Origin of the sequence: Shimia sp., assembly GCF_039969785.1 — a bacterium.
Classification (GTDB): Bacteria; Pseudomonadota; Alphaproteobacteria; order Rhodobacterales; family Rhodobacteraceae; genus Shimia.
Genome location: NZ_JBDVNC010000018.1, coordinates 200,339 through 221,834 on the forward strand (window position 1 = coordinate 200,339; position 21,496 = coordinate 221,834).

Consider the following 21,496-nt stretch of genomic DNA (forward strand, 5'->3'; position numbering starts at 1 on the left):
TAGACTGACCGAAAAACCGCCAGGGCAAAAAGGCGCGGTCGTCAATGTCATAGATGCGTTTCATGGCCCCGCCATACACCGGTCCGAGGATTCCTTCAAGCGGATGCTGACACGCGCAAGTTTATTGCCGTGATCACTGACACATGCCATCATACCCCCAATGGAAGAAGAAACGACCACCGAGGCCACGACCGGATCAGAAACAACCGCATCTGAAGCGACGGCACCTGAAACGACGCCGTCCCATGATCAGGTGAACGGGCTGGACCGCATTGCCGGCGCGGAGCGCGAGGTTGACGCGGGTGCGCCCGAGACTGAGACCACCGAAATCGCGCTGAGCATCTGGGATCAGGTGCAACATTTTCTCGAAGGTTTGCTGCGCCCCTGGAATGCCTATCAGGTGGCCATGGCGCTGGTGCTGATCGCGCTGTCCTTTCTGGTCGCGCGTATCCTGCAACCCCGCATGTACAACTGGCTCAAGGCACAGGAAGGCTGGCCGAAATGGCGGTATCGGTACGGGATGATGCTGCACCGGCGGTTGCCGCTGGTTGTGTTTGTGGTTGTTACCTGGATCGCCGTGCTGATCATGCGGGAACTGACATGGCCCAGCCGATCCTATCTTTTGGCCATTCTCGCCAATCTGGGCACGGCGTGGCTGGTAGTTGTGCTGATTGTGCGGCTGGTTCAGAATTCGGCGCTGCGCATGATCCTGCGCTACAGCGCGTGGATCTGGGTGACGCTGGCTATCACCGGCCTGTCTCAGGAAGCCAAACAGCTGATGGACAGCATCGCCATCGAGATAGGCGAAACCCGCCTGACGATGTGGATGGTTATTCAGGGCGCGCTTATTCTGGGCATGACCTTTGCGCTGGTACGGTTCCTGTCGCGTCAGACCGCCAGCCGGATCAAACGCAACGCTGACATTTCGCCGTCCATGCAGGTGCTGTTCGTCAAATTCCTGCAAGTGATGCTCTATGGTGCGGCCTTTTTTATCGGCCTGCGCACCATCGGGTTTGACCTGCGCGGGCTGGCATTCCTGTCTGGCGCGATTGGTGTGGGCATCGGTTTTGGCCTGCAAAAGGTTGTCTCTAACCTCGTGTCCGGTGTGATCATCCTGCTCGACAAATCCATCAAACCCGGCGATGTGATTTCGCTGGGCGAAACCTTTGGCTGGATCAATACCCTCAGTGCCCGCTATGTCAGCGTGGTCACGCGGGATGGGCGCGAATACCTGATCCCCAACGAAGACCTGATCACCGGGCAGGTGGTGAACTGGTCGCATTCCGATACCTATGTGCGGCTCGATATCTACTTTGGCACCGCCTATGACGACGACCCGCATGCGGTGCGCCGTATCGCTGTTGAAGCCGCCAAAAGCGTCGAACGGGTGCTGACTTTCCCCAAAACACCCGTTTGCCACATCGTCGGTTTCGGAGACAGCTCGGTGGATTTCATCCTGCGGTTCTGGATCGAAGACCCCACCGGCGGGCTGACCAATATTCGTGGCAACGTGTATCTTGCCCTGTGGGACGCGTTTCAGGAAAACGGCATTTCCATCCCCTTCCCACAACGCGAAGTGCGGATGCTGGAAGGCGGCGCTCAAGCCGCCCCTGTGACGGACTTGCCGGATTGACCATTGGTGGAATTGCGACGTTCGTCGGGGCTGAGCAGTCGAAATTACCCTTATAAGAGCCCGCTATGCATCACATTCGGCAACATTACGCCCCTCGGGGGTTGCGTTTCATTGAGAAGTCATGTTTCGGGTGCTATCTTGGAATCACGCCTGGCACCGGGGCATTGCGGTGCGTTGCTAGGAGGGCAGATCTCTGTCTTTGAATACTGATGTGGCTGATGCTGCTGAATCTGGTCCGGCCGTGACGGCGGGGCAAGATAGTGCGACAAGCGAGGCACTGCTTGCGCGTATCCTTTCCTCTCTCGAAGAAGACAAGGCCGAAGAGATCGTGCAGATAGACCTGCGCGGCAAATCGGCTATTGGTGACTATATGGTTGTCTGTTCTGGTCGTTCGACCCGACAGGTTGCCGCCCTTTCGGAAAAGCTGGTGCAACGCCTGAAATCCGAATTTGGACGCGCCTGTAAGATCGAAGGCAAAGACACCGGCGACTGGGTGTTGATCGACACCGGTGATGTCATTGTGCATGTCTTCCGTCCCGAGGTGCGCGAGTTTTATCAGCTCGAGAAAATGTGGATGCCTGCGGGCACTGCATAACCTGACACACCGGGCCATTGGCCCGGAGGAGAGAGAATGGCACTGAAGGTGCATATTTGCGCCGTCGGTCGGCTGCGGTCGGGCCCCGAGCGTGACTTGCTTGACGACTATCTGAGCCGGTTTGACCGCACAGGCCGGGCATTGGGGCTGGGTCCCATCAAACTGCACGAGGTCGAAGACCGAAAAGGCGGCGGTATGTCCGCCGAAGCCGGATTATTACAAGGCGTCATCCCCAAAGGGGCGGTGATCTGCGCGCTGGACGAACGCGGCAAACTGATGAGCTCTCCTGATTTTTCAAATATGCTGGCCAACTGGCGCGACGCAGCGCGTGGCGATGTGGCGTTTGTGATTGGCGGGGCTGATGGGATCGATCCGGCGCTGCGGGCACAGGCGGATGCCAAGCTGAGTTTTGGTAAAATGGTTTGGCCGCATATGCTGGCGCGGGTTATGTTGGGCGAACAGCTTTACCGCGCCGCATCCATTCTGTCGGGATCCCCCTACCACCGGGTTTGAGGTGCGTGTTTATCTGAAAATCTGAAACTTGTTCTCAAAGGACTACTGCGCCGCGCGTTTCTGAAACGTTTGCCCAAAGACCCGCGTGTCAAAAACCATGCCGATGCGATACCGACGCAATACCGACAGGATGCCGATCCGTCTGTTTTTCGGAACGGGGCGCGTTCATAACTGCCACTAAATCACACTTGTTCCTGAAGCAGCGCTGTGCGTGACTGAGACGCAAATTCTCTGCGCCAGAGCACAAACAGCGTGATCACCGTCGCGATCAGCAATGCGACACCGCCAAACAACCACGCAGATGCAGCCAGCCCAAAATACACCGATCGCATCGCCCGGTTAAAGCTGCGTGATGCGGTGATATTGATCTCAGAGGCTGTGTCCGCCCTTGGTAAGGTTCTGGAATCATTGGTGTCATTGGGAACGGCGGCCATGACAACCGAACAATAGCCAAATAGCCGGTGCGCCCAGACAAACTTGAGAAATGCGTTGGCGACAAAGATCAGCATTATCATGATCTTGAGCTCCAGAACAATCGGAGACGCCTCGACCAATGTGAACTCAGACGCCACCCCGGCCAGCTGTTCAGCATTGCCAATCAGCGCCAGCCCACCGCCCACCGCGATCATGCTGGTGGATGCAAAAAACGCCGTGCCCTGGCGCAGGTTACCCAATATCTGCGCATCAAAAACCCGCGGATTGCGATCCACGAAATGCCGCATCCACTCTTTTCTGTAATGCGTCATCAGATACGAAACAGACGGGCGGCTCGTTGGGGGATTTTCAATGAAATACCCTATACTTACCCAGCCGATAAACAGCGTGGCGACGGCCGCATAATCAAGCGGAGAAAACAGGGCAAGACGGTCAATCCAAATCATGCCCCAAGACTACCGCGACAGTATGGGACTTGCCATACCTCAAGATTGGTTATAAAAACTGACCAATTAATGTGAGGTCCGCCATGGAAATGCCAATCCCTGACTCTTCCGTGCTGGCGCGCAAGGCCCAGATCGTTGCGCGTTTGCGGCGTGTTCTGCCTGCGGATGCGGTGATCGACGACCCGGTTGAAACCCGCGCATACGAATCTGATGCACTGACTGCCTATCGTTGCCCGCCCTTGGCGGCCGTGTTGCCCTCAACCACCCAACAGGTCTCGGACGTTCTGAAAATCTGTCATGAAGAGCGGGTGCCGGTTGTGCCGCGCGGGGCAGGGACGTCGCTTGCGGGGGGCGCGATGCCGACCAAAGACGCGATTATTCTGGGTGTGGCCCGGATGAGCGAAGTGCTTGAAACCGATTATGAAAATCGCCTGATCCGGGTGCAGACGGGACGCACGAACCTGAGTGTGTCCGGCGCCGTCGAAGAACAGGATTTCTTTTATGCGCCTGACCCGTCCAGCCAGCTGGCCTGTGCCATTGCGGGCAATATCGCGATGAATTCAGGCGGCGCGCATTGTCTGAAATACGGCGTCACCACCAACAATCTAATGGGCGTGACGATGGTGATGATGGACGGAGAGATTGTTGAGATTGGCGGCGGATATCTGGATGCCGCCGGTCTGGACCTGCTGGGTGTGATCTGTGGATCAGAGGGGCAACTGGGTGTCGTGACAGAAGCAACCCTGCGTATCCTGCGCAAACCCGAAGGTGCGCGGCCTGTTTTGATGGGCTTTGACAACAACGAAGTCGCCGGTCAATGCGTCAGCGATATCATCAAATCAGGCATCCTGCCGGTCGCGATTGAGTTCATGGACCGCCCCTGCATCCGCGCAACCGAGGCCTTTGCCGGTGCGGGCTATCCCGACTGCGAAGCGTTGTTGATTGTCGAGGTGGAAGGCAGCGAGCCTGAGATTGCAGACCAGCTTTCCCGCATTATCGCGATTGCCAAAACCCATAACCCCGTTGAATTGCGCGAAAGTGGCAGTGCTGAGGAAAGCGCGCGGATATGGCTGGGGCGCAAATCTGCCTTTGGCGCGATGGGCCAGATCAATGATTACATGTGTCTGGATGGCACCATTCCGGTCAGCCAACTGCCGCTGGTTCTGCGCCGGATCGGTGAGATGTCCAAAGAGTTTGGTCTGGACGTTGGCAATGTCTTCCACGCAGGTGACGGCAATATGCACCCGCTGATCCTGTTTGATGCCAACAAGCCCGGCGATCTGGAAAAATGCGAAGCTTTTGGTGCGGAAATCCTGAAACTATGCGTGCAGGTCGGCGGATGTCTGACCGGGGAACACGGTGTGGGCATCGAGAAAAGGGACTTGATGGTTACCCAATACGACCCGGACGATCTGGATATTCAGATGGCCATTAAGGATGTTTTTGATCCGCACTGGTTGTTGAACCCGGCCAAAGTGTTTCCGCTGGCCTCCAGCACCCCGCGCCGGATCGCGGCAGAATGATCGCACCGCCTTTCGCATCAACAGGACCAGACGAAATGATGAAACCCAAGAGCGAAGCCGAGCTGGCCGAAATGGTTGCGACCGCAAAAGCCCCCCTGCGGATTGTGGGTGGTGGCACGCGAAACATTGCGCCCCATCTTGGCGGCGCGCCGCTTTCGACGGCTGGAATAACCGGTGTTTCCTTATATGAACCCGGCGCGTTGACCCTTGTGGCGGCTGCCGGAACCCCGGTGTCCGAGATTGATGCGGTTCTTGCAAACGAAGGTCAGCGTCTGGCGTTTGAGCCGATGGATCATCGCGGTCTTTTGGGCACCCAGGGCACGCCAACGATTGGCGGTGTTGTCGCGGCAAATGTATCCGGCCCCCGACGCATTCAGGCAGGGGCCGCCCGTGACTCGACGCTGGGTGTGCGCTTTGTAGATGGTGCGGGGCGCAGCCTGAAAAATGGTGGTCGCGTGATGAAGAATGTCACCGGCTATGATCTGGTCAAGCTGATGGCGGGCAGTTGGGGCACGTTGGGAGTGCTTAGCGAAGTATCCTTAAAGGTGCAGGCCATTCCGGAAACCGCTGGCTGTGTCCTGCTCTATGGTCTGTCCGAAATGGACGCGGTGCGCGCCCTGAGCCAGGCGTTGGGATCGCCCTATGATGTTTCCGGCGCGGCCCATGCGCCAGTGGGCATTGACGGTCATCCCGTCACCATGGTGCGCGTGGAAGGGTTAGAGGCGTCGGTGTCCTATCGCACCGAAAAGCTCAAAGATCTGCTGGCTGACACTGGCGCAGAAATCCACATTGAGCGCAGCCCGGACAGGCTCAGGGACGGTTGGGCATGGGTGCGTGATGTCGCGGTGCTTCAGGGGGGTGATAGAAATATTTGGCGGTTTTCTGTCAAACCTTCGGACGCGCCACACCTGGTTGCCGAGCTCAGAGACAAAGCTGCTGACATTAAGGTGATGTATGACTGGGGTGGCGGCTTGGTCTGGATCAGCACGGCCAGAGATCTGGACATGCGCCCGGCGCAGCTGTCCGGGCATGCGACCCTCGTGCGCGCCTCAGACCAGATCAGAGAAACGGTGCCGGTATTTCAACCGGAACAGGCGCCCATTCAGGCGATTTCAAAGGGATTGCGCGCAGAATTTGACCCGCGCGGCATCCTGAACCCCGGATTGATGGGCTAGCAAGATGCAAACCAATTTTACCAAAACCCAGATGCAGGATCCGGGCATTCAGCGTGCCAACGAAATACTGCGCGCCTGTGTGCATTGCGGGTTTTGCACGGCAACCTGTCCGACATATCAGGTTCTGGGTGACGAACTGGACAGCCCGCGTGGCCGGATTTACCAGATCAAGGATATGCTTGAAAACGAGCGCGTGCCCGATCCCAAAACAGTGATGCATATCGACCGGTGCCTGTCCTGCCTGGCCTGCATGACCACATGCCCGTCCGGTGTGCACTATATGCATCTTGTCGATCATGCGCGCGAATACATCGAAAACAGATACAAACGCCCGTTCACCGACCGCTTGTTGCGTTGGATGCTGGCGCAAATACTGCCCTATCCGACCCGGTTTCGTCTGGCCTTGCTGGGGGCGAAAATCGGCCGTCCGTTTGCTTTTCTGATGCCTGACGCCCGCCTTAAGGCGATGCTTGAAATGGCGCCAAAGCAAATCCCACCGGTCAGCCGTAACGACGATCCGCAAAGCTTTGCCCCAAAGGCCCCCCGCAAGATGCGCGTGGCTTTGATGACGGGATGTGCTCAGAAAGCGCTGAACACCGACATAAACGATGCCACCATCCGACTGCTCACGCGGCTGGGCTGTGAAGTTGTGGTGGCCAAGGGGGCGGGCTGTTGCGGCGCGCTGACCCATCACATGGGCAAAACATCCCAAAGCCATGCAAGTGCCGCCCAAAATATTCGGGCTTGGACTGCAGAGATGGACGGTGACGGGCTGGACGCCATCGTAATCAACACCTCCGGCTGCGGCACAACGGTCAAAGATTACGGCCACATGTTCCGCAATGATCCGCTCGCGACAGACGCTAAACGTGTCAGCGACATCGCCATGGACGTGTCAGAAGTGTTGATGAAACTGGAGATGCCGGAAGGCACGAACAAGGATACAATTGTCGCTTATCACGCCGCCTGTTCGCTGCAGCACGGCCAACAGATCAAGACCTTTCCAAAAGACTTGCTGAAACGGGCCGGGTTCAGCGTGGTTGAACCGGCGGACAGCCATTTGTGCTGTGGGTCTGCGGGGACGTACAACCTGATGCAGCCCGAGATTTCCAAACAACTGAAAAGCCGCAAAATCCGCACGTTAGAGGCCAAACAACCAGACATCATTGCCGCCGGAAATATAGGTTGCATGATGCAGATTGGCGGCGGAACCGAGATACCGATTGTGCACACGGTCGAGCTTTTGGATTGGGCCACCGGCGGGCCACAACCCGCAGCATTGACCCAAGGTGGCAAACGCACACCGGATATTCCGAACCTGCGCTGACCTCTGCACAAACCCAATGCGGGTCACGGAGCTGCCTCATTTCCGCCTAGCACGATTGCTAGAGGTCACTCAAAGACCATTGGAGAAATGACCCGTGCCCCGCATTCTGGCTTTGCTGTTTTCATTGATACTGGCTGGCGCTGCGTGGGCGCAGGACACCAATCTACGCATTCTTAACACCGGGGATGATACCAAAGGTTGGGGTGCAGTCGGGCGGCTCGAACTTGAGGGACGCGGATTTTGCACCGGGGCCCTGATTGCGCCTGATCTGGTGCTGACGGCCGCGCATTGCCTGTTTGACCGTCACAGCGGTGAACGTCTCGACACTAGTCAAGTCGAATTTCGCGCAGGCTGGCGCAATGGACGTGCCGAAGCGTACCGCAGCGTGCGCCGCGCCGTTGTGCATCCACAGTATAGTTTTGACGGCACTGCCGGTGCCAGCCGGGTTTTGAATGATCTGGCTTTGCTAAAACTGCACCATCCCATTCAGGGCACCGGGATTGTCCCGTTCGAGATCGCGGGACGCATCAGAAAAGGCACAAAAATTGGCGTTGTGTCTTATGCGGTTGGCCGCGAAGAGGCACCTTCGTATCAGGAAAAGTGCCGTCTGATGGGGCGCCAAAAAGGGGTTTATGTGATGTCCTGTGATGTCGATTTCGGCAGCAGCGGCGCGCCTGTATTTGCCTTTGAAGACGGAGAGGTGCGCATTGCCTCGGTTGTCTCTGCCAAGGCCGATTTTAAGGGTCAGAAAGTGTCACTGGGCATGGGGCTGGACGGGCCAATTGATCAACTGATGGCGGAACTGAACACCGCCCGAATTGCCAGCAAACGCACCGTCGGCGGTGCACGGTTTGTCAAACCATGACATTGCGCCGCTCCCTCCTGCACGCCGCGTGCGCAATGGTATTCTGGGCCACGTCAGCCAATGCCGGAAGCGATCTGACCGCGTTGCGCAGCCGTTCTGATCTGCTGGGCTGGGAGGCGGTCGGGCGGGTCGCCTTGGGCAATGGCTATTGTACGGGTGTGTTGATTGCCGACAATCTGGTGCTGACAGCCGCCCATTGTGTTTTTGACCGATCAACCGGCCGGCGTATTTCTACTGAAGATATTCGCTTTCAGGCGGGCTATGTTGCGGGCAATTCGCTGGCAGATCGCAAGATTGACCGCGTGGTGGTGGACCCGGCCTATAAACCCGGCACCAGCGGGAAGATAGGCGGGGCAATGGTGCCCAATGACGTGGCCATTCTGCGTCTGACACATCATATCTCCTTAAGCGAAGCCAACCCATTTGCAATTTATGCGGACCCGCGTCCGGGCGACAAAGTTTCAGTTCTGAGCTACGGGCAGGGGCGCAGCGAACATTTGTCATGGCAAAGGAGCTGTTCGGTTCTGGACGAACGATACGGCGTGATGTCGTTTGACTGCGATGTGACCTTTGGATCATCCGGTGCGCCGGTGTTTGCGCGATTTGGCAACCGCGTGCGCATATTGTCCCTGATTTCGGCCATTGGGCGGGATTCTGAGGGGGATAAAGTGGCCTTTGGCATGGAGTTGCCTGCCAAAGTGGCCGAGCTGAAGCGTCTGATGCGCAATGGGGCGTTGCCAACCGTGCGCTCCGGAACCGGCGCGCGCCGCATTTCGGTTGGTACACGCAAAACATCCTCGGGTGCGAAATTCATTCGCGTTGACTGACTTCCGACCTCTTGAAATCCTGAAATCCGATCCTCAACTATGTTCTTTCAAGGCGCCGCATGTCGGGCTTTGATGTCACCAGCCTGTCCCGTTGGGAAGGCAACATCTGGTATCGCTCATGAAGGAGGATAACCCATGAGAAGTTTTGATTTTGCGCCACTATACCGTTCATCTGTTGGCTTTGATCAACTGGCAAATATGATGGATCGCGCGCTGACAAGTGATGTCGGCCAATCAAGCTACCCCCCTTACAACATCGAAAAAACCGCCGAGGACGCGTATCGCGTGTCGATTGCTGTGGCTGGATTTTCGGCAGAGGACCTTGGCATTGAGGTCAAGGAAAACGCGCTGATTGTGACAGCCAGGAAAACCGACGATCTGCAAACCAAGTCATTCCTGCACCGTGGCATCGCCACCCGCGCTTTCGAGCGTCGCTTTCATCTGGCCGACCACGTGCGCGTGACCGGCGCGAGCCATGTGGACGGCATGCTGCATATCGATCTGGAACGCGAAATCCCCGAAGCGCTCAAGCCCAGACGCATTGAGATTGCGCGTGGAAATGCGGCTGAGGTCGCCAAGGATGTGGTGGACGCCAAAGCCGTGAACTAACCCCAGAACGAGCCCGAAAATCAGAACACGCTCCGTATCATGCGGCGCGTGTTTTTGTGTTTGAACCGGGCTTGTGATTGGAACGCCCTTCGGTCACAGTCCGCGCAATTCCCTGAACAAGGCAATAACTGGCGTGAATCTGGCCGCACTGACATCTTCGAACTTTCGAACATACGTCGCCGGAAGCATTTTCGGGCTGCTGGCCATTTGGATGCAGCGTGTCACGATTGGCTGGATCGCGTGGGACATGACCCGCTCGCCCAGCTTTGTCGGATCGGTCGCGCTGGTGCAGTTTGCGCCTGCTATTTTTCTGTCGCCGCTGTTTGGTGTTTGGGTGGACCGGCTGGATGTGAAGCGCGCCATCATTGTTGTGCAATCTGTGAATTGCGCCGTGATGTTTGCCTTTTTCGGCTGCTTTGCCCTGGGATGGATGACACCGGTCACAATGATCGTTTTGACGCTGATTTCCGGCATTGCACTGGCTGCCAACCATCCCATGCGCATGTCGCTGACGCCACGATTGGTACCGCGGGAAATGGTGGGCTCGGTTGTGAATATCGTCGCGATCAATTTCAATGTTGCCCGAACGCTTGGCCCGGCAATTGGCGGGGCGCTGATCGGGACAATCGGAGTTCAGGCGACGTTGCTGACGCAGGCCATTTTGTTCCTGCCCTTCATATTTGTCTTGTTCTTGTTGCAGGTCCGACCGCGTCGGGAAACCGGGGCAAAACCCGAACCTTTTTTCAGATCTCTCAAAAACGGAGTGGCGCAGGTTTGGCAAAGCCCGGTTATTCGGCATGCCATGGTTGTTGGCGGCACGCTTGCCACGGTCGGGCGCGGAGCGCTTGAGATTTTACCGCCACTGGCGGACGGCGTTTTTGAGCGCGGCCCCGAAGGGTTGGGCGTTCTGCTGACCGCAACCGGGGTCGGGGCCGTCATTGGCGGGTTCTTCAAAGCAGTTTTGCCGCCTCAAAACCCCGGGCGCGTCCCCAGGGTGACCATTTTCACAATCCTGATTGGCTTGCTCTTGGTATCCGTATTGGGCGCCGCGCCCACATGGCCATTGGCGCTGACCGCTGCAGCGGCGATCGCTTTTGTCACGACCGTGTGCGCCATTTCCATGCAGACCGCCATTCAGCTTGAGCTGGAGGACGACATGCGCGGGCGTGTCATGAGCCTCTGGGCGGTTGTTGTTGCCGGTGGGTCGGCCATCGGCGCGTGGATGCTGGGCGTGTCCGCGGATGTGATTGGGTATCAGGAAACTCTGATTGGGGCCGGTGTTCTGGCGGCGCTGGGTCTGGGGGGCTACCTTTTGCGCACCCGTATCAAATGAGCCTTTCCGGCACTTGCGCGTCGCTTATGGTTAATTCCTGCTGGATGCCGCTGTCGGAAAAAACCGCCCCAAGAAGCGTCGTCAGGCATTTTCGGAGCGTTGTTATGAGTTGGCGTAAATAAACAGCCCGAATAACATGCAACTGTTTTTCACAATACCGGCCGACGCGGAATGCTCAGTTTCTTTCGAAGACGACAAAACGGCGCGCCCTGAAAATGCGTGCGTCTTTGTTGGCATAGACCAGCAGAAACTCTGATGACGCAATCAGAGCACGTTCCAGCTGATCCAAAGCACCCTTTTCGACGGCTCCGATGGTCTCGGCAAACGTTTTCTGGCTGCGGGTTAGCACAATGTAACCATCTTGCCAGGCCGGATTTTCAAACCAACTGGCCAACACCGTTTCTGGGTCGGCGAAGATTTCTGCCTGTGCGGCGGGTAATTCGCGGGAAATCGGCACGTATGTGAAATACTCATAATGCATAAACTGAGAGGGATAGTTGCGCGAGCCCTCCACCAGCAAAGTATCGGGACCGGCCCGGCTATATAGCCAATGGGCTGCTTCCACCTCATCCTTGGAGAACCGGTACTGCCTGTCTTTGCCATTGTTGCCGAACAGGAAGCCAAGCGCCAACAAAGGGATCAGCAGCGTGAAACCGAGCCAGCTTGCCCAACTTATCGGGCGCGCGTGTCCGGGAAAGAATGCTGCGGCGGCAAAGAAAGACAGGAATGGCAGGCAGAAGAAATAAATTCGGAAAAGTGCTTCGCCGCCATAGGATGTCAGGCCAAGCACGAAACCGGGGGCCACAAGGAGCACCAAGAGCGCGCTATCACGTTTGCGGGTCTGCCAACGTCTTACCCAACCTATGATGGCCAGCAACGTCGCCGCTCCGGCAACGGCCCGACCGGCCCACACCACGACGGCCATTTCCGGGGTGACTGTCGAAGTCTTAACCAATCTGTCGGAAATGCTTTCGACCGTGTTGCCCAGTTCGGCGATTTCCTTTGGGATGATGATCGACGTATAGGGCGCTGCGGGATACAGTATCCAGTAAGCCACCGCCAGACCAACCATGAGCGCATAGCCATAGCTCAGGGGCGTCACAACCGCCACCCCGATCAGGGAACACAGCAGTATCAGCGGCGTCAATTGATGGGATGCGACGATACCGGCAATCAACACCAGAACCAGAGGGATCAGCGCAGTTTTGAGCCAGAGTCCGGTCGAACGTTTTTCAGGAGGCGTTGACATAAGTCGTGTGCCGTTGGCCCCTGTTCTTGTAAATGCTGCCTTTTTTGTCACCCCTTGTGGCATCAACGGCCCGAGGCAAAGCCACAGTACCAGCAGGTATAAGGCGTAGGCGAATGCCTGTGGAGAATAGTAATCCTGCCCGATCCAGTTCGCGCACACAAATATCCAAAGACCGGCCCAAATATGTCGAGTGTCATTGGTGAACACGCGAAAAATCGCGCCGATAATTGCGGCAAAGATGATATTGGTCGGTATGGATGTGAAACGAACTGCATTGGCAAGTTCGAGAGGGCCCCATCCGGAGTAGTCGGCCCATTTAGCACTCAACCAGAACAAGGCAGGCCAATTATGATAGGCGGTTAAAAAAGGCAGGGTGCGGTCGACCTCACCGTGGCGCTGAATGAAATCCACCAAACCGATATGCTTCCAGGCCCAGGAATAGCGCAGCGTGTCATAAACAATTGGCGGCGTGGCATGCAACATCACGATTAACATTATCAGGGCCACGGGGCGCAGCTCGGGGCGTGGAAAAGCGTTGGACAGGCTTGCCGAGAACCCCAGGGACAGGATCAAGAGTGCGGCCCAGAATTTCCACGGCAAAATGGCAACCAGTCCGTAGTCGTTAAGGTTGTCCGGTTCGATGAGTGGCAGGCTGAGCCACCAAAGGGCCGCAGCGCAAACAATGGTGAGTGCGACGCCCGCGGCGAAGAGAAAGGTCTTTACTCCGCTTGGTTTGCGCTTGGCGCGCAGGGGCAGTTGCCGGGTGCTTGACATCATGGGCGGCTCGATGATGCGGTGTTCAACGCGGTTTTGAGAACATTGTCGACATTCACCTTTTTCCAGAGACGGTTGTTCGTGTACCGCGATGACGATGATAAGTTTCCGGCGACATGGTGCAGCCAGGTCAGCACAAGAAAGGCCCATCTGAGATCTTGTTCAGCGCGGTTGCCGATGTCACCGTCTGGCCCGTTCTCTTGGAAGAGTTCAACTATTTCGGGCGCCCAGCCTTCACCGCTCAAAAGCAACCGGAGGATTGGGCCGAACTCTTCACCGGTCGCCAGCATTCGAAAAGTCACGGTCATGTGGCAGAGATCTATCGCTTTCGGCGCGTTTGATCGCACTCTGTCCCAATCGATCACAGAGCTGAGTTCGAGCCCGTGCGGATTGTCCGGCGGGCGTGAAAATAAAAGGTTTCCGGGCCAAAGATTACCGTGCCCAAGCCCCAGAGAGATGTCCCGGCCGATCAGGATGCGCCGAAGTTCGTCAGACAGGCTTTTGAAGGCTGCCGTGGTCGTGACGTTCTTCCCTGATGCAGCCACCGATTGGATAATGCCGTTGATTGGGGCTTCGATCCATTCCTGACACCACGCATCATCCAGTTTTTTGACCGCAGCCGTAAGCGTATGTAGTTCTGCAAAGGTCGAAATGCCCAGCTTCAAGGCCGTCGCGCAGGTCTCTGTATCTTTTGAAATCCGGTCGCATGTCGTCGGCTGATCCGGGGTGGGCGACAAAGTGCTGGAGCCGACGGGCTGCTCCAACGGTAGTAAATGCCGGTAGGCATCGAGACGCGGATCATTGGCCAATTCTTGCAAAAACGCCACGCTCTTGTGCCCCTTTTGCTTTGATGCGCCCTGTGCTCGACGGTGATCGTTCTGAACCGGGTCCGTCGATTCTGGTGCCTTCAGTCGTTTAGCACCCGAAATCATGCGGGCCATAGAGGAGGCCAACGCCAATCCCCAATCTTCAAGCGCTTGGTGTCCGCGGGTCATTATACCGAAGGCGATGATGCCGACACATACAAAGGAATGCGCCGCAAGCCATCCATAAGCCACACCAACTGACCCCATCGGATCAAGCAGAGCCGCGCTGACACAGGCAAAGATCAGGAACGTGACGATTTGAACAATCGCGACCGACTGCGTGTTGCCAAGCGCTCTTTTGGCGCCGATGAATACTGTTGTTGCCGACCATGGAATGCATGAGAATGCCAAAACCCGCAAAACCGCGCCGCCTTCGACCGCATAAGCCTGTCCAAACAGCGCCATTATCTGAGACGCGGCGGCGGCCATCACGGCGACGGCGGCAAGGACCAGCAGCAAAGTATGACAAAGTGTGTCTGCGATCAGCTGACCCAGGCGCTCTGGGTTTGAGGCCCCCTCTGCCACAAGAGACACGCTCATTGAGTTGGCGACGAGAAAGACCGAATAGGACAAGGTCCACGCCAAATGGTAGGTGGCGGTGCTCTCTACACCTGCTCCGGCGGTCACAAGCAGCGTTGCAAGCCCGATGGCAGAGGTCGTCGCAAAGGTTCCCAGATAATCCCAGCCCAGAAACCTGATCAGGTTTCGCGGCTCGAACTCGCTATCGACAGTTTCTGACGTCAACTCAGCAGGAAATCTTCGTGATGTCACACCGTTGACGAAGAAGATGATCGGAATCAACGGCAAAACCCACGCCAGATACACGCCTCCGGGTGGGGGAAGCGCGACAAAGGCAAAGAGCACCATCAAAACGATCTTGATGATGGCATAAGCCGAATTTCTTATCGGGACGAGAACCGAGAGTCGCAATCCCGAAAGCGCTGCTTCCTGAAGCGCAAAAACAGACCAGATGACTGAAGAGACGACAAACAGGACCATGGCCGACTTGTGATCGCGCAACACTTCTAGCGGTTCCGCGACCGATCCGACGCCGAAGCCAATCACCAACGCCACGACGGCAGTTGCGCAAGCGGCAACCGAATAGGCTTTCATGATCAGTCGTCGCGGGCTGGTACCCGCCCGGACCTTGGGCAAGTATCGATTCAGAAAAGTGGTCAGGTTCAACTGGGTCAGAACACTGATCGTTGTCATCAACGAGATAAGGGCCGCCGCCAGCCCGACCTGTTCCTGGCTGTAGAGTCTGGTCGCAATCATCCAAAACGCCAGCCCAAGGACGGAGGTCATTCCGACATTGGCCACCAGCGCGTAACCATTGACAAGAAGAGAGGGCGCGGACTTTGCGATTTGCGCGCCAAACCTCATCTAACGCGCCTCATTTTTATGTGTACTGCCCGGTTCATGGCGAGGATCGATTCCATACGCGCACATAGTCTATCAGCATTTCGGCGGGAAACACCGTCGTTTCATCGGGATCGCCTGGCCAGTTTCCCCCAACCGCCAGGTTCAGGAGCAAATACATCGGCTCGTTGGGGATTCGCTGAGCCTCGGAGTAGCGCCACATTTCAACACCATCAAGGTACCACACAATCTTGTCCGACCGCCAGTCGACGCTATAGGTATGCCAACCCTTTGTCAGGTCAACGGTTTCGACCGAATGGCCAATGTTTTTGGGTTCTCCGTCATCGTCGCGGTAATGAAAATTCATCTCCAGAAACTCGGGGCGGCGCCCCAGCACCTCAACGACATCGATTTCGGGTTTTGGTTCTAGGCTGGATGGCAAAAGCCAGAAAGCCGGCCACAACCCTTGACCGGACGGCAGTTTCGCCCGCATCTCGAAGACTCCCCCGATGGCTTCAAAACGAGTCTGCATTGGGTCTTCCAAGTAGTAGCGCCCCGTCGTCACCATGCCCGAAGTATAGGAAAACGGTTTGCCCTCCCAGCCAATCACGTCCTCGGGTATGGCAGTGAAAACGAGATAGCCATTTTCGAGGCGTACGTTGTCGGGCATGTACCACTGAAGCTCGTTATTTCCCAAGTTGGTGCACCCGTTGCGATCCCACCAATAGCACGTTGTCCATTTGCTCAGGTCAAGCGTCGGCTCTTCGAATTCATCAAAGAACACAATTTCGAATTCGCCAGACATCCCCAGGGGCGTGACGTTGGACCCGCTGCTTTCTTCCGCGTGAGCGGGCGAGAACAGGTTTGTCAGCGACAGAAGTGTTGCTGTCCAAAAAGTCTGTGTCAGCATTTTTTCCTCACGCGATGGAACTGGTGAGCTCTGTTCATGATAGGGTTACGCAGCATTCAAGACCAATCCCGCGATACGACTTTGATCAAGCTGGAATAGTGCGCGGGTCAACGACTCTTTTGAACCCCAGTTTTTTCGGACGATGAACACAATATGGTCGCTCAGCTCTGCCAAAATCAGCGCATCAGCAGAATTGTTCACCGACGGGCCGTCTATTAGGATCAAGTCGTAGCGGTCTCTTGCCTCCTCCAGATAGGCACGCATTACCAATGCGCCACCGAGCCCGACATTTCTGCGTCCACCATTCCCGGCAGGCACGACATCGACGCAGCCATAGCCCAGGGCAGCATCGTCGAAATCCCAGTATCCGTCTTTGATCAGCTCGATCAGGCCCCGGCTTTCAGTCATGCCCATCATCGAGCTCAGGCCCGCGTTTGGAAGATCGGCATCGACGAGAAGCACGCTCAACCCTTGAGCAGCAACAGACGCAGCCAGCGCTGATGCGACGCTGGATTTTCCCTCGCCATCCTCCGAGGAAGTCAGTTGCACAACCGACGCCTGAAATGCTGTTTCGTAATCTTCAATCTCGTAACTGAGAGACTCGACCGCCTTGTCGAATTTTGATCCCGGATCGATCTGGGGTATTTCGTGGGTCGTGTGCATTTCCATTTGTTTTTGGTCAAGCAGCGGGATGGTCGACAGCACGGGAAGGCGATACTTTCGTGACAATCGTTTGGCGCTGGTTTTTGGGCTTTGCCGCCGCAATCCGAAAAGCGCGCCCAGCCCGGCTCCGGCGACCAGCCCAATTAGAATTATTACATTCGGTGTTGGGAACAAGGGTTTGGAAGGCCGGGATGCCGGTTCGATGACCTGAACGCCAGCGCCGAAAAGTGCATCAGACACGTTCTCCAGAATGGCGTTGGACAGGTGGGCGGAAAGCAATTCCTGATTGGCACGTGCCGCGCGCTCCAGTTCGGCCAATTCGATCCGGGCCAGCCCTTTCTCCTGCGCGTCGGTCTGGGCATCGGTCAATTGCCTCTGAAGATACCCTTCCCGCTGTTGCAATGCGCGGATTTCACCCTCAATGCCTCCGACAATTCTTGCAATTTCCTTGGAAATACGTTCCTCGATTTCGACAATCGTCTGTTCCCCCGCCCGAATTTCCGCTGCGGGTGCGTTGTCACGGCGCAATCCGTCGATACGAATTCGCCTTTCAAATGCCTCGATCCGAAGTCGGTAAATCAGCTCTGAGGCCTGCACCACAGACAAGCCAAAGACGTCGCCCTTGGCCGCGATGGTTTTAACCACTTCATCGTAGGTCGTGCGCAGCGTGAGGAGGGTCGCTTGAAGCTCCAAGAGTTCATCTCGGATAGAGGACTCAAGCCGGGTCGTTTCCGGTTCGGACGCATCTACGTCGAAAATCCCATGTTCTCGGCGTAAGTTTGAAATAGCCTTATTCGCCTCAAGAATACTTCCGCGCAGCTGTTGTGTCTGTTCATCCAACAAACCTGCAACGCGCTCAGAGCGCGCTAAATAGGTCTCGGTTCTCTCAGAGATGTAAACCTGCGCAAGAGTCGTGGTGATTTTCTGGGCGCGTTCAGGCGTGCCGGCATCCACGGATAGTTCAATAACGCCCGACTGCCCCCTCTGCATGAGCTGAAGGGAGTCACGAAGCTTACGAATTGCCACGTCGACGTCCGTCTCCGCTACATCCGTTGCCATGGCTTCGTCGGCTGGTTGTGCCCTGCCAATCATTACGCGGACGGTTTCGACATGTTTCAGGGCGAGAGCCGTCCATTCCTGCAGCCACGTCTGGGGTTGATCACGGAATTCATACACTTCGGTCAAGCTCTCGGCCTCAACAACGCTACGCAAAGCTTTCGTTGATCGCAGAAGCGCGATCTGACCGTCAACGAAACTGTCGATGGATCCTGTGTCCGCAGTTTTGAGCCCCTTCAGTTTTTCCGGTGGCTCGGCGATTGCCAGAAGCAGGGAGCTCCGATACTTCTCCTGTAGTGTATCCGCGACGGCCAATCCTATCAATCCGCCAACGGTTGCCATCAAGACAATACCCAGCGACACCCGCCACATCTTGGCAGCAAGGCGGCGCAGACGGGATTTCGGCTTGCCGCTGTCTCGAATGCCCAGATTGTCGATTTCAACATAGGCGTGGTGTTTTTTATTGAGAGAAGTCAATGCTCTGCACCGCTGGTACTGTTTACCAGTTGCCTAACACCAAGCGCCAATTGCAATTTCGGGAACTTCATGTAGTAATCCACAGGACGTGTTTTCGCCCTGTTCACGCAGTCGGTCGTGAAAGCGACTGAGTTCTCACAGGCGATCTCCGCACGCCTGTTAGGCCTGTGCGCGCCTTCGGATTTACGTCGCGCTGGCCGGAGCATAATTAACCTCCAAAAGCGAATTTATGTCTAATTTTAGTCAGAAATATGGCAGAAAATCACTTTTGAAGCAATGTTCTAGGGTACTTGGAACCGTAAACACACTGTTTCCCACGGGGCTATTTTGCCGCCGGTAATTTTGCGGGTAGAGCGCGTGTATCACATGGGCAGGAAGCTGATGAACCGCTGCGCGACCATGGCCAGCGCGATCGAAATCGAAACGAATACGCAAAGAGCCAGCCCCCAACGCAGGGTCTTGCTGTTCCAAAGTGGCGTGAGGCGCGCCGCCTCCCGCAAGGCAAGCATTATGATCGCGAAAATGATTAAGGCAGGCGACATCCCTTGTCCCTCGACCCCGGCCGCCTGATCATTGGCGTTGTCGCCCAGATCCACCAAAACGACGAGATGACCGGCAGCGTTCAGCTCGTTTGACAGGCTAATGCTAATCCGGCGAAACATGCCGGACTCTTCGAGAGCGGTATAAAGGGTGTCGAGCGCTGTTTGCGAGAACGGATCGCCACTTTTGAAAGGAACAATACTACGCGCCTCGATGTCGGTCAGCCACACTGAACCGGTAAACCGGACATCCCCGAAAACCATGGCCGCGCCCGGATCAACACGAAGCCTGTATCCGGCAGTGAGCGTCGCGGGCTCTGGTACAATGTCCGTGTGGACCTGCTTAACCCATGCGAAAGAGGCTTCCCGCATTTCATGGATAATTCGATTTTGCAGAGTCCGAAGTGCCTTCCCAGAGGCCACATTGCCCACAAAATTTTCGCTAATATCTTGAAGAGTCTGAAATAGGACGGTCGTCTCATCGCCTGGCAATCCAATCACTTGAACCCAACCAATTCTGTACTGCTGCCCGGGTTTTGGTTCGATTTTGAGAGGGGTATATCCGTTGATTTCTCCGTGAACTTCTACTTGGGCGTCCAGATAGCCATATGATTTCATAAGGTTTTCCAGCTTCCTGACTTCGGCGTCGATTTCTATGCTCAGGTCCTTGTCAGCCAAGCTTGGTGCGTCAAGAAGCATAGGGAGGGTGAAATTCTCTACCAGGATCGACGCCATTTTGGAATCCTGTACCGGTTCAAGCACCACGCCGCTGTCGGACCAGGCCGGAATGGACGAGAGAACCAAGAAGGCAGTCATCTTTGCAAACGTGAGAAACCGGCGCCGCGCAAAGACCCGTTTCGGGAGCTGCAAAATCGTTTTGAAGGATTGTCGGAGACCGGCGTACATGGGTTTTTAGTGCCTCGATTTTGTACCTGACGCAAGCGTCACCACGGCGTCACGGTGGCGAAGACCGAACAATCGGCAAGGTTAATGCTGGTTTTTGGTTGCCTTTAGCGCATCGTCAGCAACGCCGCTACGCCTGCACCGTTTGCAGTTTGCACTGAAACGCCCAATGATCCTGACACATCTGCTCAAGGGTATGACCTGCGCGCCAGTTCAGCAGCTTTTCGGCAAGTTCTGGATTTGCGATGCAAGATGCAGCGTCACCCGGTCTGCGTCCAACGATCTCATGCGGGACTTCAAGGCCGCAGGCATCCGAGAAGGCGGCGAGAACTTCCTTAACGCTGTGACCGTTACCGGTCCCCAGATTGACACGAAGATGGGCGTCCCGCTGGCTGCTATCCGCCAGATAATCAAGCGCCGCGACGTGGCCTCGTGCCAAGTCGACAACGTGGATGTAATCCCGGATGCCAGTTCCGTCTCGCGTATTATAGTCGTCGCCGAAAACGCTGACCTTGTCGCGCAATCCCGCGGCGGTTTGAGCTATGTAGGGAAACAGATTATTGGGCGCCCCAACAGGGTTTTCGCCAATCTTTCCGGAACTGTGGCACCCGACCGGATTGAAATAGCGCAACGAAATAGCGCTTGCGATTTTTCCCGCCGCGACCGCATCTGAAATGATCTCTTCCAGAAAAAGCTTGGTGCGTCCGTAAGGATTGTTCGGGCCGAGTGGAGCTCGTTCATCGAGCAAATCTTGCGAAGTACCATCATAGACCGTTGCTGAAGACGAGAAAATGAGCCGTTCAACGCCCGTGTCGTTCATCGCGCGCAGCAGAGACAGGCCGCCACCGACATTGGCATCATAGTATTGAAACGGGTCTGCGACGGATTCGCCAACTGCCTTTTTACCGGCCAGATGTATGACCTCGTTAACACTGAATTTTGCCAGTGTTTCCGCGACTTTGGACTGGTCGCGAACATCGGCTCGGATGACCGGGATTTCCTTTTTGGTGATTTGGCTGATGCGATCAGGAACGTCGACAGAAGCGTTTTCGAAATTGTCCAAGATTGCCACGGAATAGCCTGCCGAAACAAGCTCAACCACAACATGTGATCCGATGAATCCGGCGCCCCCTGTGATGAGTACACGCTTATTGTTGGGCATAATTTCGTTCCGTCGGCTGTATCGTGTCAGTGTTAGTGAAATTTGACATGTCGGACTCAATTTGTTGCCGGGACTGACCTGAAGCACCGCTGCAAATGCGCTTTGTGTCTTGAAGAAACGCTATCGCAGCGTCACTGGGCTGTCTATAGCGTGCAGTCTGGACACGGGTATCACGCAAATGCAACTTTCCGGAAGCCTTGTTCGCGGGAGGGTGTTTGCGCCATGCAGGTCGTACTCAAAAAGGTGGCCTGCGACAC

At 56.1% G+C, this 21,496-nt stretch carries 17 protein-coding genes; 10 read left to right on the forward strand and 7 right to left on the reverse strand.

All coding sequences use genetic code 11. The features are described 5' to 3' along the window. Positions 1 to 160 precede the first annotated feature (160 nt). From ABJI08_RS10380 to rlmH, 3 genes are all read left to right on the forward strand, one after another. The gene (locus tag ABJI08_RS10380; protein ID WP_348401765.1) at positions 161 to 1,633 is read left to right on the forward strand and encodes a mechanosensitive ion channel domain-containing protein; all 1,473 of its coding nucleotides are present in this window, start codon (positions 161 to 163) and stop codon (positions 1,631 to 1,633) included. 241 nt (positions 1,634 to 1,874) lie between these two features. Further along, the gene (gene rsfS / locus ABJI08_RS10385) at positions 1,875 to 2,228 is read left to right on the forward strand and encodes a ribosome silencing factor (protein WP_348401843.1); all 354 of its coding nucleotides are present in this window, start codon (positions 1,875 to 1,877) and stop codon (positions 2,226 to 2,228) included. A gap of 42 nt (positions 2,229 to 2,270) precedes the next feature. Further along, positions 2,271 to 2,741, forward strand: a complete 471-nt coding sequence (gene rlmH, locus ABJI08_RS10390; RefSeq protein WP_348401844.1) for a 23S rRNA (pseudouridine(1915)-N(3))-methyltransferase RlmH — start codon at positions 2,271 to 2,273, stop codon at positions 2,739 to 2,741. A gap of 182 nt (positions 2,742 to 2,923) precedes the next feature. Here rlmH and ABJI08_RS10395 read toward each other — a convergent pair whose 3' ends face one another. Then, positions 2,924 to 3,622, reverse strand: coding sequence for a DUF599 domain-containing protein (locus ABJI08_RS10395; protein WP_348401766.1), 699 nt, complete (start codon positions 3,620 to 3,622; stop codon positions 2,924 to 2,926). Between the two features lie 83 nt (positions 3,623 to 3,705). Between ABJI08_RS10395 and ABJI08_RS10400 the strand changes: the two genes are divergently transcribed. The 7 genes from ABJI08_RS10400 (at position 3,706) to ABJI08_RS10430 (ending at position 11,281) form a co-directional block, all read left to right on the forward strand. Further along, positions 3,706 to 5,145 (forward strand): FAD-linked oxidase C-terminal domain-containing protein, encoded by a 1,440-nt coding sequence (locus tag ABJI08_RS10400; protein WP_348401767.1) that lies wholly within the window; start codon positions 3,706 to 3,708, stop codon positions 5,143 to 5,145. Between the two features lie 38 nt (positions 5,146 to 5,183). Then, positions 5,184 to 6,320 (forward strand): FAD-binding protein, encoded by a 1,137-nt coding sequence (locus ABJI08_RS10405; RefSeq protein ID WP_348401845.1) that lies wholly within the window; start codon positions 5,184 to 5,186, stop codon positions 6,318 to 6,320. 4 nt (positions 6,321 to 6,324) lie between these two features. Then, on the forward strand, positions 6,325 to 7,647 hold the full coding sequence (glcF, locus tag ABJI08_RS10410) for a glycolate oxidase subunit GlcF (RefSeq protein WP_348401768.1): 1,323 nt from the start codon (positions 6,325 to 6,327) through the stop codon (positions 7,645 to 7,647). Between the two features lie 94 nt (positions 7,648 to 7,741). Further along, entirely contained in the window at positions 7,742 to 8,512 is a 771-nt protein-coding gene (locus ABJI08_RS10415; protein ID WP_348401769.1) for a trypsin-like serine protease, read from the forward strand. Between the two features lie 2 nt (positions 8,513 to 8,514). Further along, on the forward strand, positions 8,515 to 9,339 hold the full coding sequence (locus ABJI08_RS10420; RefSeq protein WP_348401770.1) for a trypsin-like peptidase domain-containing protein: 825 nt from the start codon (positions 8,515 to 8,517) through the stop codon (positions 9,337 to 9,339). Between the two features lie 135 nt (positions 9,340 to 9,474). Next, the gene (locus tag ABJI08_RS10425) at positions 9,475 to 9,948 is read left to right on the forward strand and encodes an Hsp20 family protein (RefSeq protein ID WP_348401771.1); all 474 of its coding nucleotides are present in this window, start codon (positions 9,475 to 9,477) and stop codon (positions 9,946 to 9,948) included. A 133-nt stretch (positions 9,949 to 10,081) separates the two neighbouring features. Next, entirely contained in the window at positions 10,082 to 11,281 is a 1,200-nt protein-coding gene (locus ABJI08_RS10430; protein WP_348401772.1) for an MFS transporter, read from the forward strand. Positions 11,282 to 11,456: 175 nt separating this feature from the next. Here the strand turns inward: ABJI08_RS10430 and ABJI08_RS10435 are convergent, their stop codons facing one another. The 6 genes from ABJI08_RS10435 to galE form a co-directional block, all read right to left on the reverse strand. Further along, positions 11,457 to 13,304, reverse strand: coding sequence for a hypothetical protein (locus ABJI08_RS10435; protein ID WP_348401773.1), 1,848 nt, complete (start codon positions 13,302 to 13,304; stop codon positions 11,457 to 11,459). Then, complete coding sequence (locus tag ABJI08_RS10440; RefSeq protein ID WP_348401774.1) at positions 13,304 to 15,553, reverse strand: hypothetical protein; 2,250 nt, start codon at positions 15,551 to 15,553, stop codon at positions 13,304 to 13,306. The genes ABJI08_RS10435 and ABJI08_RS10440 overlap by 1 nt, the downstream gene beginning before the upstream one ends. Positions 15,554 to 15,587: 34 nt before the next feature. Then, complete coding sequence (locus ABJI08_RS10445) at positions 15,588 to 16,439, reverse strand: glycoside hydrolase family 16 protein (protein WP_348401775.1); 852 nt, start codon at positions 16,437 to 16,439, stop codon at positions 15,588 to 15,590. Between the two features lie 45 nt (positions 16,440 to 16,484). Then, positions 16,485 to 18,635 (reverse strand): cellulose synthase operon protein YhjQ/BcsQ, encoded by a 2,151-nt coding sequence (locus tag ABJI08_RS10450; protein WP_348401776.1) that lies wholly within the window; start codon positions 18,633 to 18,635, stop codon positions 16,485 to 16,487. A 362-nt stretch (positions 18,636 to 18,997) separates the two neighbouring features. Then, positions 18,998 to 19,990: a hypothetical protein gene (locus tag ABJI08_RS10455; RefSeq protein WP_348401777.1), complete on the reverse strand. Its 993-nt coding sequence runs from the start codon at positions 19,988 to 19,990 to the stop codon at positions 18,998 to 19,000. 217 nt (positions 19,991 to 20,207) lie between these two features. Continuing rightward, positions 20,208 to 21,239, reverse strand: a complete 1,032-nt coding sequence (galE, locus tag ABJI08_RS10460) for a UDP-glucose 4-epimerase GalE (RefSeq protein WP_348401778.1) — start codon at positions 21,237 to 21,239, stop codon at positions 20,208 to 20,210. Positions 21,240 to 21,496: the final 257 nt, after the last annotated feature.

Excerpts from the sequence above, each read along its gene's own strand:
- ABJI08_RS10380 (WP_348401765.1), top strand. The coding sequence starts at position 161 with ATGGAAGAAGAAACGACCACCGAGGCCACGACCGGATCAGAAACAACC.
- ABJI08_RS10395 (WP_348401766.1), bottom strand. The coding sequence starts at position 3,622 with ATGATTTGGATTGACCGTCTTGCCCTGTTTTCTCCGCTTGATTATGCG.
- ABJI08_RS10400 (WP_348401767.1), top strand. The coding sequence starts at position 3,706 with ATGGAAATGCCAATCCCTGACTCTTCCGTGCTGGCGCGCAAGGCCCAG.
- ABJI08_RS10405 (WP_348401845.1), top strand. The coding sequence starts at position 5,184 with ATGAAACCCAAGAGCGAAGCCGAGCTGGCCGAAATGGTTGCGACCGCA.
- glcF (WP_348401768.1), top strand. The coding sequence starts at position 6,325 with ATGCAAACCAATTTTACCAAAACCCAGATGCAGGATCCGGGCATTCAG.
- ABJI08_RS10425 (WP_348401771.1), top strand. The coding sequence starts at position 9,475 with ATGAGAAGTTTTGATTTTGCGCCACTATACCGTTCATCTGTTGGCTTT.
- ABJI08_RS10435 (WP_348401773.1), bottom strand. The coding sequence starts at position 13,304 with ATGTCAAGCACCCGGCAACTGCCCCTGCGCGCCAAGCGCAAACCAAGC.
- ABJI08_RS10440 (WP_348401774.1), bottom strand. The coding sequence starts at position 15,553 with ATGAGGTTTGGCGCGCAAATCGCAAAGTCCGCGCCCTCTCTTCTTGTC.
- ABJI08_RS10445 (WP_348401775.1), bottom strand. The coding sequence starts at position 16,439 with ATGCTGACACAGACTTTTTGGACAGCAACACTTCTGTCGCTGACAAAC.
- ABJI08_RS10455 (WP_348401777.1), bottom strand. The coding sequence starts at position 19,990 with ATGACTGCCTTCTTGGTTCTCTCGTCCATTCCGGCCTGGTCCGACAGC.
- galE (WP_348401778.1), bottom strand. The coding sequence starts at position 21,239 with ATGCCCAACAATAAGCGTGTACTCATCACAGGGGGCGCCGGATTCATC.